The sequence below is a fragment of the Dolichospermum lemmermannii CS-548 genome (assembly GCF_028330815.1).
In the GTDB taxonomy this organism is placed as follows: domain Bacteria; phylum Cyanobacteriota; class Cyanobacteriia; order Cyanobacteriales; family Nostocaceae; genus Dolichospermum; species Dolichospermum lemmermannii.
In genome coordinates this window covers 1-12,788 of sequence record NZ_JAQMTJ010000239.1, presented here as the reverse complement: position 1 = coordinate 12,788, position 12,788 = coordinate 1, and the positions used below count along the sequence as shown (strand labels likewise).

Genomic DNA, 12,788 nt, shown 5'->3' with positions numbered 1-12,788 from the left:
TCAAACCAGTAATCTCCAAAAACCTAACCCCCCTACCCCCCTTCCCTGCAAGGGAATGGGGGTTTTAAAGCCTCTCCCCTTGCAGGGGAGAGGTTTGGAGAGGGGTCAGTCTATACATTCAAAACTTTTCAAACACCCTCTCAGACAATTTCACCATCTATTTTCCCCTTTCCCGATGATTAGCAGCTTGTAATAATAAAGATTCAGCAAAAGAAATTGCCTCATTTGCCGATTTACCACCAGCTAACTGAGCCAATTCTTCCCGACGAGTAGTTAAATTATCCAAACTTGTCACCCTCACCACAGTCCGCTGTTCATCATTACTATTTCTGGCTTTATTAATAACTAATTTATCAACGCGAAAATGACGATCTGCCATTGCGGCAACTAGAGGCTGATGAGTTACACATAATACTTGATGTCCTTGACTAAGTTGGTGCAATTTTTCCGCTATAGCTTGGGCAACTCTACCAGAAACTCCCACATCAATTTCATCAAATATCATTGTTCCCACTTCATTTCCTTGATGGAAACAAGCTTTTAAAGCTAGTAAAAAACGGCTCATTTCTCCACCAGAAGCAATTTCTGTTAATGGTTGAATAGGTTCACCGGGGTTAGGACTAAACATAAAAGTAATTTTATCTGCACCTGTAGCTGCGGGAGAAATGGGGACAATTTCTACTTGAAATTTCACCTTATCCATCGCTAACGGCTTGAGTTCAGCTAATAACCGAGATTCTAAATTAGCCGCAGTTTGCCGCCGTAATTGGCTTAATTGGTGACTAATTTGTTGGAGTTCTTGTAAAGATAATTGTTCTTGTTGTTCTAAAGTTTCGATAGATTGTTCACTATTATTTAATTCAGCTAATTCAGTTTGAATACGTTCATAATAAGAAATAGCTTCCGTCAGAGTCGGTCCATATTTGCGACAGATTTGTTTTAATTCCCGTATCCGTTCATCCACCTCTTCCAACCGTTGCGGATCTGCTTCTAACCCTTCTCCATAAATACTAATTTGTCTCCCCACTTCCATTACCGCTGCAACGGCATCTCGCACCAATTCCAACAAAGATTGTAATTGAGAATCATACTCCACCATGTGAGTTAATGTCATCTCTCCATCGGCTAATAAATCAGCAGCAGTCCGAGTTTCCTGATCATCTTGATACAAAGCCTGATAAACTTTGTAACTCATTTGTTGTAAATCCACAACATGATTCAGGCGTTCCCGTTCTTGATTTAATTGTTCCATTTCCTGGGCATCATCAAGATTAGCAGCACCCAATTCTTGGACTTGATATGTTAATAAATCCAATTGTTGCAGCCGTTCCCGTTCCGATGTCCGGCGTTTTTCCAGCGCTTGCCGGGCTTGTTGATATACAATGAAAGCAGCAGCGACATTTTGGCGTTTTTGCAACAAAGCATCACCACCATATAAATCTAACCAATCTCGAACTTGGGCAGATTGTCCCACTTGTACCGTTTGTCCTTGTGCCGTAATTTCTACCAAGTTATCCCGTAATCCTGCCATTAAGGGGCGATTTACCAGCACTCCATTTACTCTTGATCTACTGCGGATATTACTGGTAGTAGTGGCAATTTCTCGACTAATGATCACAGCATGATCATCGGTTAAATCAATTTCTTGTTCACTCAACCAAGCTGCTAGGGGCGGAGTAACGCTAAAAGTCGCCTCCACTATAGCGCGATTTGTGCCAGTTCTAATCACCCGACTAGAGACTTTACCACCTAAAACCGCATCAATAGCATCTAATATAATTGATTTTCCTGCGCCGGTTTCTCCCGTCAACACATTCAAACCCGCACCAAAATCCAATTCCAAATGATCAATTAAGGCGAAATTTTCAATTCTTAAATATAGCAGCATTTAAATAATCCTTACTATTGCAGATTTCCCCGGTTTCAAATTATGTTTCGCGCAAAGGCACAAAGAAGCAAAGGCGCAAAGGTGAAGATTTTTAATTTTCCTTTTTTCTACTTCAATATGGCTATTAGCAACGCTCAAAACTTAGAGGTGTAAGGGTTTAGTTCAGGCTTTACCCTACCTGTAGAATCAAAGTTAGGCTATAGGAAACAGAGTAATGGTTGTATCTCCACTCCCAGCCGCTAATATTTTACCATCTGGACTAAAAGCAATTGAGTAAATTACAGAATCGGTACATTTTACACTGGAAATTTCTTCTCCACTAGCGACTGACCATAATTTCACTGTTTTATCTTTACTAGCGCTCGCTAAAATTTGTCCATTGGGACTATATGCAACGGAACAAATATGATCAGAATGTCCTGATAAGGTTTTAATTTCTTGACTAGTTTCTAGATTCCAAAGTTTAATAGTTTTGTCTTGACTACCACTAATTAAAGTTTTTCCGTCGGGACTAAATGCTAGAGAAGTAATCCCTCCAAACCAATCAGAATGTCCTGTTAATGTTTTCACTTTATTTTCAGCTAATTGTAAAATCCTGATAGTTTTATCATTACCACCTGCACTACTAGCTAATAGTTTACCGTCGGGACTAAAAGTTACAGATAAAACATCATCGGTATGACTTTTGAAAGAGTAAACTTCTTTTCCTGTTTCTAATGACCACATTTTAACTGTTTTGTCTTTACTTCCACTGGCTAAAATTTTTCCCAAGGGACTAAATGCGACAGCATTAACTCTTTCTTGATGTCCTGTAAAAGTGAAAATTTCTATTCCTAAATTTACATCCCACAATTTAATAGTTTTGTCATCACTTCCACTGACTAAGAATTTACCATCTGGACTAAAACCTACGGAATTAATCCCTCTAGACCAAGAAGATTCTCCATGTCCTTTAAAGGTGCGATGTTGCTGAGTTGCTAAATCCCACAATTTAATGATTTTATCATCACTACCACTTGCTAAAAATCTACCATCTGGACTAAAAGCGACAGAGAGAACTTTATGTTTATGTCCTTTGAGATTACTGAAAAATACTAATTTTCCTGTTTTGTCATCTGTTATAGATGTGGTAGGAATTACTTCTAGTGTTTCTTGATAATTATCTGATTCTTTTATACTTGATTCATTTGCTAACTGTGACGGGTTAAACCAAGTATTTAATTCTGTTAATACATCCAATGTTTTCAAAGATTCGTTAATAGAATTACCAATAGAATCTAAGTTATTAATTCTATTAATTTCTTCTCTTTCTTGACTTGCTGTTTCTGGTATTGGATTTGTTTGCGAATTTGATTTATTTTCAACCTGTAACGGTTGTACCAAAGCTGTAAATAAACTATCTAATTCTGTTAATCCATCTGTCAACCGTTGGTTAATAGAATCAAGGATATCATTATTTTTGGAAATTTCACTTTCTTGCTTTTCTTTAATTTCACCTATTGATTGGTTTTGTTCTAAAATTGTCTGATGTAATTTTTGTGTTGAATTATCAATTTCTGCAAATCGAGAATTAACAACTTCGATTTGTTGATGAATTTGGGTAAATTTCTGACTTTGATTTTCTTGATTATCCCGTAATTCTGCTAGTTGTTGATGACTGCTTTCATTGCCATTTTTGATAGAAGGTTCAATTTCTGCAAATCGAGAACTAAAGACTTGTAGCTGTTGATTAATTTGTGATAATTCAGTTTGCAATTCTGCAATATTTCTCAAATATTCATCTTTATCAACAGTAGAACCTAAACTTTCTAGAGAAATATCTAATTGCTGTACCCGATTATTGACAATTTGCATTTGTTGATGAACTGCATTAAATTCTGTACTTAATTTTTGCATTGATCTTTGAATTTTCTGGTCAACAATTTGACTAATTTCCTGTTTGTACACTTCAAGTTTTCCCAAACGTTCATTAATAGCACTTTCAATAGTTTGGTCAATAATTTGGCTGAGTTGTTGTCTCCAAACTTCGATTTGTTCCAAACGTTGATTAGAGGTATTCATGGTTTTTTCTACCTGGTGAAATTCTTCAGTGATATTTTGCAAACTTGTTTGTAATTGCTCAATTTGTGATTGGGAATAATTAAACTTAGGACGATTAACTAAATTTAAAGCTACACTTAAACCCAGGGGAATAACTGCATAAACCACCTGTTGCGTCACTGTCGCTACTATTGTTCCTAATACTGATAACCCCAAACATACATACTCGCTAACTTCTAGCAACTGACGATTATTCATGTTAACTGGTATTACTTGTCAAGTCGTGATTACTATATCACAAAACATAGTCAATAAAATTCAGCAAATAAAACTTTATACTCTTTGCGCCTCTGCGTCTCTGCGTGCAAAAAATTCTTTTCTTCCGCAACGCTAATTTTTAGATATGAGAACTTTCAGATTGTATATCTTGACAATAGCATAAAATTTCCAGATGTCAATACCCTAGTAAAATCCTTAGCTTATTAATACATGAGATTCTCAGTAGAAAAAAGACACAAGAGCCGCTATGAATTACCAAAAATGGTATTAAAATCCATTGTCAGGAACAAGCGGAAGATGGGTTCTATTAAGATAGCATTAGTATTATAATGTATCAGTTACACCAAGACATAAGACCAAGTTCTCATTAAGAGGGAACTAGGATGCTTGCGGAGTTTGATTTTTACGATATTGAACCATTTATGTATACATATCAATGGACAAATAGAGCGGGGAGCAATTCTTCAAGTAACTTGTTAACAGATTTTCAGCGACAAATGCTGTTAAAATCATTACAAGAGAATTGCTCTCAATGCCAGCGGCAACGGATTCAAATTATGTTGTTAGCGGACAAAGGGATAACTCAAGCAGAAATTTGTGAAATTTTGGGGTGTTGTCCCGCAACCGCTAGACATTGGATACACATAGCTCGTCAGGGAATGGCGCATCAATGGCAAGATTGTCCGATTGGTCGTCCTAAATTAGTTAGTAATGAATACTTACAACGATTAAAAGAATTATTTTACAGTAGTCCTCGTGATTATGGTTATGTTTATCAACACTGGACATTGAATTGGTTACAGAAACATCTATGCGAAGAATTTGGCTTTGAAGTGAGCGATCGCCACTTTAAGCGAATTCTCAAACAAATGGGCTTATCCACTCGACCGAAACCCAGTCATGATGGACAAAATAGCCCAAAATCAGCTACAGAACCCAAAATATCAATTGCTGACCTCAAAAAAGCAAATACCACCGATTCCTCAGAAATTATACCTATTAATTTTCACAAAGCAGTAAAGGATTTAGACATTTATGGCGCACAATATATCCGCTCAATTAGTATCTCTGCAACAAATCAACAATACATTGGGGTATTCACTAACCGCAGAAGAATTTTATCACTATCTTCCCGAACTTCAATCTATCAACCCTAAAGTCGGCAAATTCTGGACAGGAAAGAATGTTGAACCGGGCATTTACATTATCATTACGGGCAAAGTCAGACTATTAGATGATAAAGACGAATTAATTACTACTCTAGAATCTGGAGAATCTTTCAGTGAATTTACTTTGTTTCCCCAATCTAAATTTGAGCCTTATGCAGCCAGAGCTTCAGCAAATTTACAGTTATGCTTCTTGCCAGAAAAGTTACTATTGCCATTAATAGCCAAGTATCCCCAAATTCGAGAACATTTATGGGAGAAAGCATACTCACTCCTGAGAAACACAGATTATACACCGATAAAACCAAGCTCTCCAGAGAACGACAATTCAGATTCAACCCCCTATTTGACCTCAGAATCAAAAATTAGTAAAGCCTATTTTCCCAGTCCCAGACAACGGGTGGGGCATTTATGGCAAAAGGTGATGGGACGCTATCCATTCTTTGCCCAACAGAGTGGTTCTGACTGCGGGGCAGCTTGTCTAGTCATGGTGTCCCGGTATTGGGGGAAACGTTTTAGTGTAAATCGCTTGCGTGATATTGCCAATGTAGACCGCAATGGTGCATCCTTGCGAGGGTTATTAACAGCAGCAGAAAGTCTAGGTTTTGCCACTAGACCTGTCAAAGCTAGTTTAAAGCAGTTAGGAAAGCAAAAATTACCTGCTATTGTTCACTGGGAAGGCAAACATTACATAGTGGTCTACGAAATTACCCCTAAATATGTAATTGTGGCGGACCCTGCTATTGGTCAACGCACCCTCACCCATGAGGAATTTAACAACGACTGGACTGGTTATACATTGTTGTTACAACCGACAGCAATGCTCAAAGAAACGAAAGAGACATCTACACCTTTTTGGCAGTTTTTCGAGTTAATAAAACCCCATTCTGTAGTCATGTTGGAAGTATTTATCGCTTCCATATTTATCCAGATATTTGGCTTAATTACCCCCCTATTTACCCAATTAATTTTAGATCGGGTAGTGGTACAACGGTCAGAACTGACCCTGACAGCAGTAGGAATAGGATTGTTGATTTTTAGCCTTTTTCGGGTGGCTATGACGGGTTTAAGGCAATATCTTTTAGATCATATAGCTAATCGGATAGATTTAGCATTAATTGTCGGTTTTATTCGTCATACATTGCGTTTACCCCTGAGTTTTTTCGAGACTCGTTATGTGGGGGATATTATTTCTCGCGTGCAGGAAAACCGCAAAATTCAACGCTTTTTATCGGGTGAAGCATTATCAATTCTCCTAGATTTATTCACTGTCTTTATTTATCTAGGCTTGATGTTTTGGTACAGTTGGAAAATGGCATTATTAGCTTTAATAATTGTCCCACCTTTTGCCTTATTAGCCTTAATTGCCACACCCTTTTTACAAAGGATTTCCAGAGAAATATTCAATGCAGTTGCCAAGGAAAGTAGTTATTTAATAGAAGCTTTAACTGGTGTGAGAACTGTCAAAGCTACAGCAGTAGAACAAACAGTAAGATGGCATTGGGAAGAGTTATTAAATAAAGAGATAAAAACCAACTTTTCCGGGCAAGTTATCGGCAATAATTTACAAATTTTCAGTAACACAATTGAAGCAGTAGCTACCACAGCTTTATTATGGTTTGGGGCATATTTGGTAATTCATAATCAGTTAACTGTGGGACAACTAGTAGCATTTAATATGCTGCTGGGTAATATTATTCGCCCCTTCCAACGGTTAATTGTCTTATGGAATGAATTGCAGGAAGTTGTGATTGCAGTAGAAAGAATTAACGATGTTTTAGACACAGAACCAGAAGAAGACTTACAAAATCAATCACGGCAGAATTTACCAGCAATTCAGGGACATATTCGCTTTGAAAACGTGACATTTCGCTATCATCCAGAAAGCGATATTAATATATTAGAAAACCTCAGTTTTGAAATCAAACCCGGACAAATGGTAGCTTTAGTGGGACGCAGTGGCTCAGGAAAAACCACCATTTCTAAATTAGTTATCGGCTTATATCCCCCCACAGACGGTAAAGTTTTAATTGACGGACAAGATATTACCAGTCTTTCCTTGCGTTCTTTTCGACAACAAATTGGTGTAGTTGACCAAGACACATTTTTATTTGGTGGAACAATTCGAGAAAATATCAGTTTAGGACATCCAGGAATACCTTTATCAGAAGTAATTGCAGCAGCAAAAATGGCTGGTGCTGATGAATTTATCAAAAAATTACCAATGGGTTATGAAAGCCAAATTGGTGAAGGTGGAGGTTTATTATCTGGTGGACAAAGACAGAGAATAGCCATTGCTAGAGCATTATTAGGTAATCCCAAATTATTGGTTTTAGATGAGGCAACTTCTCACCTAGATACCGAATCAGAAAGGATAATTCAACAGAATTTTAACACAATTCTCAAAGGAAAAACTACTTTAGTAATTGCCCATCGTCTTTCCACCGTGCGAAATGCTGATTTAATTTTGGTACTAGATAGAGGTGTGTTAATTGAAAGTGGCAGTCATGAGGAATTAATGGCTAAAAAAGGACATTATTTCTATCTAAATCAACAGCAATTACAAACACTAACGTAGGTTGGGTTGAGCCATAGCGAAACCCAACAATGATTTAATAATGATTATAGTTGGGTTTCGTTCCTCAACCCAACCTACCATAAATTCATACTAAGAAAAAGGTGCATTATGACAAGTACATTAAATGGGAATATCACAAAATCTGATGAGATATTATCACCAGAATTACCAGAAATTACCAATGAAGATTGGTCGGAAATTACCAAAGAATCACTTGATAGTTTACCACAGGTTTGGACTCGGGGACTATTATATCTTTTAGTCTTCATTGTCTCCATAGTTTTACCTTGGTCTTTACTATCTAAAGTAGATGAAACAGGTACAGGAAGAGGACGTATTGAACCTAAAGATAAAACAGTGAAATTAGATGCCGCTGTAGGGGGAACAGTTGCGGAAATTCAAGTTAAAGAAGGTGAAACAGTCAAAGCCGGACAAACTCTATTATTATTAGAATCAGAATTAGTCAAATCAGAATTACGTCAAGTTCAAGATAAATTGGAAGGACAATTAAACCGACTTTCTCAGTTAAAATCCTCTAAAAATCAGTTAATTGTCTCCTTAGCAACCCAACAACAACAAAATCAATCTCAACAATTAGAAAAACAAGCACAAATTGATCAAGCGCAACAAAATATTAATACCCTAAAAAATGCCTATCAATTTCAGAAAGAAGAAAGATTATCTCAACTTAATCAAGCGCGACAAACCCTAATTAATAGTCAAACTACTAATCAATTAGCAGAGAGTAGTTTATTAAGTAGTCAGCGAGAAGTAAAACGCTATAGTCAACTCAGACAACAGGGAGTAATTCCAGAAATTAATTTAGTAGACAAGCAAGATATCGCTAAGGAAAAGCAAAAATTATATGCACAAACCCAATCAGATGTTCAACAAGCTAAGTTACGTTTAGCAGAACAACAAAGTAGTTATGAGCGAAATTTGCGCCAAGCTCATGCCGATATTGAACAGGCTAAATTGCGACTGGGAGAACAGCAAAGAAGCTATCAAACTTTAACTCTTTCTGGTCAGTCAGCGGTGTTAAAAATCGCCGAACAACAGAAAAGTTTAGATACAGACATTAGTTCCCTCAAATCAGATATTTCTCAAACTAAACGCCAAATTGATGCCTTAAAATTTCAGTTAGGACAGCGAGAAATTAAAGCTTCTGTGAATGGGATATTATTTCAACTACCAATTCAAAAACCCGGCTCAGTTGTGCAAGTAGGGACAATGGTTGCCGAAATTGCTCAAGATAATTCACCCTTAATAATTCGAGCGCAAATGGCAACTACAGATAGTGGTTTTTTGCGGTTAGGATTACCAGTAAAACTCAAATTTGATGCTTATCCGTTTCAGGATTATGGTATTATCTCAGGAGAGTTAATTAAAATTTCTCCTAATACGATAGAGATAGATACAGCCAATGGCAAAGTAGCCGCTTATAACTTAGAAATTTCTCTCAAAAAAAGTTGTATTCCCTCTGCTAATAAATGTATTCCTTTGCGTCCAGGGGATACAGCAACCGCTGAGGTAATTGTCCGTCAGCGACGAATTATTGATTTTCTACTTGACCCCTTTAAAAAATTGCAACAAGGAGGAGTGAAATTGTAGAAAATTTATCGAATTACCTCCCTTAGTCCTCCCTTGTTTCCCTCGTTCCCATACTCTGTATGGGAATGAATTACGGAAGGCTCTGCCTTCATTAATACTAGGTCATGGAGGCAGAGCCTCTAAGTAGCATTCCCAGTCGGAGACTGGGAACGAGAAGGGGGAAAACAATTAATTCAGTCCCCTCCCTTTAGTCTTTCCCCTCGTTCCCATACTCTGTATGGGAATGAATTACGGAAGGCTCTGCCTTCATTAATACTAAATCATGGAGGCAGAGCCTCTAAGTAGCATTCCCGGTCGGAGACTGGGAACGAGAAAAAATTCATCGAATTGTCCCCTCCCCTTAGCAAGGGGAGGGTTAGGGTGGGGTATAATTTATGTATTTAAGGAGCAAATTATGTCCGAACCTATCACCATTACCCAATCAGATATTTTACAACAAATTAAATTATCCTGTAAAATACCTGAGTTAGTTGAGCAAATTGTCAACCGAAAAGTGATTATAAATGCTGCGGAAGAAGCAGGGATAAAAGTAGAAGTTGAAGAATTACAAAAAGCAGCGGATTTTCTGCGATTAACTAATGATATGACCAGTGCTAATGACACTTGGAAATGGTTAGAAAAACATAGTTTATCTATAGATGATTTTGAAGATATAGTCTATACTGGTGTGGTTACTGGTAAGTTAAGCAAGCATTTATTTTCTGATCAAATCGAACCTTTCTTTTTTGAAAATCAGCTAAATTATGCTGGTGTTGTCATGTATGAAGTTGTATTTAATGATGAAGATCTAGCAATAGAACTTTTTTATGCAGTCAAAGAAGGAGAAATGAGTTTTTATGATGTGGCTCACCAATATATTCAAGATGTAGAATTACGTCGTAAAGGGGGATATTTAGGAATATTAAATCGTCGGGATTTAAAGCCAGAAATATCTGCTGCTGTTTTTGGTGCGAAACCCCCACAGGTAATTAAACCGATAACTACTTCTAAGGGAGTACATTTGATTTTTGTTGAGGAGATTATTCAACCGGAATTGAATGATAAATTGCGTCAGCAAATTGTCAGCGATTTACTATTAAGTTGGATCAAAAAACAAGTTAATCAAACAGAGATTAATGTGAATTTCGAGTGATTTAATCACAAAAATGAAAAATGTTCTCGTTCCCATACTCTGTATGGGAATGAATTACAGAAGGCTCTGCCTTCATTGATACTAAGTCACGGAGGCAGAGCCTCTAAATGGCATTCCCAGTCGGAGACTGGGAACGAGAAATTGGTTTTATGCTCTGAGAGGGTGTTTGAAAAGTTATGGTTGATGTATCAAATATTTTTTACCCCACCCTAACCCTCCCCTTGACAAGGGGAGGGAACTGGATTTTTATTGTTTCCCCCCTTTACAAGGGGGGACTAAGGGGGGTAGCAATGTGATGAAAATTACGGAATACCACTTTTCAAACATCCTCTGAGATTACACTACTCAAATTCTGAGATTAAAACAGATCCACTACCCATTTAACGCCTTTAGTAACTGCCCAAGCTACGTCATAAGCAAAGCTAGTTTCTGGTGTTGGTTTACCGCCAAAAATCGAATTAATAAAACTATCCTCTGTTAATTCTTGCAAGTAGTCTGAATTGATATCTAGAATGCTGATTCTACCTTTCATGATGTTAATTTTCTCCACACTAATAACAATTGATTTCTGCAAAACAAGAAGGCAACTTTTAATTAGTTTCCATTCCAAGCATCAGAAACACCTTTTTTAATATCGGACCAATGGTCTATAACATAAACAGCAACAGCAACCCACCAAAAACCACCTTGAATTAAATATTGTTCTTCAGCAGTCAGTTCAACAAAGTTTTCACTATGCAAGTCAGCAATTTGAATGCGAGCCATTTTGGTATTCTCCTTGGTTTTAAAAAGTCAAAAAATCTAGAAAAAATCGGAAACTCAGATTATGGTGCAAGATATTAAGTCAACAAGCCGTTGGTGTGGCTACTTGAATTGACAATTCAGAAGCATTGTAATTATCCGTAATTACTTGCGGACAACGCATACAAGCCGCCTTACCTTCCTGTTGCCACCAACGACAATCACGACGTATAGAACAGGGAGGTAATTCCTCTCCTACTGTCGGTAAATTTTCGACAATTCGTGTAGCTAAACCACAATTTTTCCCATCAAAATGTTGACAACCATTTGTGGCACAAGTTGAAGCTGTACGAAATACTTCCGCAGGTGTCACAGGACTAACTTTAGCTATTAGTTCATCTGTGATAGGTTGAGGCTGTTTCAGATAGGCTACACGAGGTTCTGCTACTGTTCCACCAATGATACCGAAAACAAAACTTTCCCCTGGTTCTGGTCTAGCACTGGGGCAGAGTGTAGTTTTTTCAGCAATTTCCTTCATCCATTTAGCCTCCAAATAAGAGGATTTTTATGCCAAATAAGTATCAGTTGGGAGTGCGATTTTTCCTATTGTGATAGGCTCACGGATGATTATTCCCAACCAAATGGGTTTGATGAGTCTCACACCGCTTGTGGTAAGAGCTATACCACCAGAAACGTTTTTAGCTTCTTCATCAGATACAGATGCTAGAGCCTCATTACGACGCGCTACTGCATCATTAACAGCACTATCAATTAGGTCGTTGATTTCAAGACGATGATTATTCATGTTAATTTTCCTCAGAAGTCTGTAGGTGAATTAATTTGTTAGGGTTGTTATTCTTTATTTCCCGACTAAGTAAGTCGGCACGATAAAATCAATATACATTTTTTTCGTAAAAACCCTTAAATAACCTATCTATAAGGTATTTGTCGAATTTACATTTCGTTACATATGTTGATTGTTTAACGCCAACTTACTTACATCTTTATTAAAAATAAAAACCTCTGTCTAGAGACTTAGACAAAATAAAAGTGACATAATTGTTTCAGTTTTGTCACCTTCAATAGCTTGATGATAACAGCATTTTCCGCACAAATATCCGTAAAATTGCCTTTTTATGTTAAGAATATTACTAAAAAATAGACAACTACGGACTAAAAATAGCCAAAAAAAGGGACATAATTGCTGCAATTTTGTCACTTTTGCCTATTAACTTAAATCCCACATTCCGCACCCCAAAATGTTACAGAGGGAAATTACGGAGATGAAAATCAAAGGGAGCATCAAAACAAACAGATAAAGTGAAAAAAGGCATTTGAGAAACAGTAAATCAC

At 37.1% G+C, this 12,788-nt stretch carries 10 protein-coding genes; 4 read left to right on the top strand and 6 right to left on the bottom strand.

The features are described from left to right. Positions 1 to 157: 157 nt before the first annotated feature. Both recN and PN450_RS16260 read right to left on the bottom strand, forming a co-directional pair. Positions 158 to 1,888 (bottom strand): DNA repair protein RecN, encoded by a 1,731-nt coding sequence (gene recN / locus PN450_RS16265; protein WP_271836935.1) that lies wholly within the window; start codon positions 1,886 to 1,888, stop codon positions 158 to 160. A gap of 192 nt (positions 1,889 to 2,080) precedes the next feature. Next, a complete protein-coding gene (locus PN450_RS16260) occupies positions 2,081 to 4,186 on the bottom strand; it encodes a WD40 repeat domain-containing protein (protein WP_271836934.1) in 2,106 nt (701 codons plus the stop codon). 404 nt (positions 4,187 to 4,590) lie between these two features. On the opposite strand from PN450_RS16260, the gene PN450_RS16255 reads away from it, so the two are divergent. The 4 genes from PN450_RS16255 (at position 4,591) to PN450_RS16240 (ending at position 10,694) form a co-directional block, all read left to right on the top strand. Further along, positions 4,591 to 5,364: a helix-turn-helix domain-containing protein gene (locus tag PN450_RS16255; protein WP_334311496.1), complete on the top strand. Its 774-nt coding sequence runs from the start codon at positions 4,591 to 4,593 to the stop codon at positions 5,362 to 5,364. Next, a complete protein-coding gene (locus PN450_RS16250) occupies positions 5,297 to 7,951 on the top strand; it encodes a peptidase domain-containing ABC transporter (RefSeq protein ID WP_271836933.1) in 2,655 nt (884 codons plus the stop codon). The genes PN450_RS16255 and PN450_RS16250 overlap by 68 nt, the downstream gene beginning before the upstream one ends. Before the next feature lie 108 nt (positions 7,952 to 8,059). Then, positions 8,060 to 9,562: a putative HlyD family type I secretion protein gene (locus tag PN450_RS16245; protein ID WP_148761483.1), complete on the top strand. Its 1,503-nt coding sequence runs from the start codon at positions 8,060 to 8,062 to the stop codon at positions 9,560 to 9,562. A gap of 394 nt (positions 9,563 to 9,956) precedes the next feature. Next, the gene (locus PN450_RS16240; protein ID WP_271836932.1) at positions 9,957 to 10,694 is read left to right on the top strand and encodes a peptidylprolyl isomerase; all 738 of its coding nucleotides are present in this window, start codon (positions 9,957 to 9,959) and stop codon (positions 10,692 to 10,694) included. A gap of 358 nt (positions 10,695 to 11,052) precedes the next feature. Here PN450_RS16240 and PN450_RS16235 read toward each other — a convergent pair whose 3' ends face one another. The 4 genes from PN450_RS16235 to PN450_RS16220 all read right to left on the bottom strand — a co-directional run bounded on the left by PN450_RS16235 (position 11,053) and on the right by PN450_RS16220 (position 12,240). Beyond that, positions 11,053 to 11,226: a hypothetical protein gene (locus PN450_RS16235; RefSeq protein WP_271836931.1), complete on the bottom strand. Its 174-nt coding sequence runs from the start codon at positions 11,224 to 11,226 to the stop codon at positions 11,053 to 11,055. Between the two features lie 62 nt (positions 11,227 to 11,288). Then, entirely contained in the window at positions 11,289 to 11,459 is a 171-nt protein-coding gene (locus PN450_RS16230; RefSeq protein ID WP_271836930.1) for a hypothetical protein, read from the bottom strand. 79 nt (positions 11,460 to 11,538) lie between these two features. After that, positions 11,539 to 11,973 (bottom strand): hypothetical protein, encoded by a 435-nt coding sequence (locus tag PN450_RS16225; protein WP_015078325.1) that lies wholly within the window; start codon positions 11,971 to 11,973, stop codon positions 11,539 to 11,541. Between the two features lie 27 nt (positions 11,974 to 12,000). After that, positions 12,001 to 12,240, bottom strand: a complete 240-nt coding sequence (locus tag PN450_RS16220) for a hypothetical protein (protein WP_271836929.1) — start codon at positions 12,238 to 12,240, stop codon at positions 12,001 to 12,003. Positions 12,241 to 12,788: the final 548 nt, after the last annotated feature.

Excerpts from the sequence above, each read along its gene's own strand:
- recN (WP_271836935.1), bottom strand. The coding sequence starts at position 1,888 with ATGCTGCTATATTTAAGAATTGAAAATTTCGCCTTAATTGATCATTTG.
- PN450_RS16260 (WP_271836934.1), bottom strand. The coding sequence starts at position 4,186 with ATGAATAATCGTCAGTTGCTAGAAGTTAGCGAGTATGTATGTTTGGGG.
- PN450_RS16255 (WP_334311496.1), top strand. The coding sequence starts at position 4,591 with ATGCTTGCGGAGTTTGATTTTTACGATATTGAACCATTTATGTATACA.
- PN450_RS16245 (WP_148761483.1), top strand. The coding sequence starts at position 8,060 with ATGACAAGTACATTAAATGGGAATATCACAAAATCTGATGAGATATTA.
- PN450_RS16240 (WP_271836932.1), top strand. The coding sequence starts at position 9,957 with ATGTCCGAACCTATCACCATTACCCAATCAGATATTTTACAACAAATT.
- PN450_RS16235 (WP_271836931.1), bottom strand. The coding sequence starts at position 11,226 with ATGAAAGGTAGAATCAGCATTCTAGATATCAATTCAGACTACTTGCAA.
- PN450_RS16230 (WP_271836930.1), bottom strand. The coding sequence starts at position 11,459 with ATGGCTCGCATTCAAATTGCTGACTTGCATAGTGAAAACTTTGTTGAA.
- PN450_RS16225 (WP_015078325.1), bottom strand. The coding sequence starts at position 11,973 with ATGAAGGAAATTGCTGAAAAAACTACACTCTGCCCCAGTGCTAGACCA.
- PN450_RS16220 (WP_271836929.1), bottom strand. The coding sequence starts at position 12,240 with ATGAATAATCATCGTCTTGAAATCAACGACCTAATTGATAGTGCTGTT.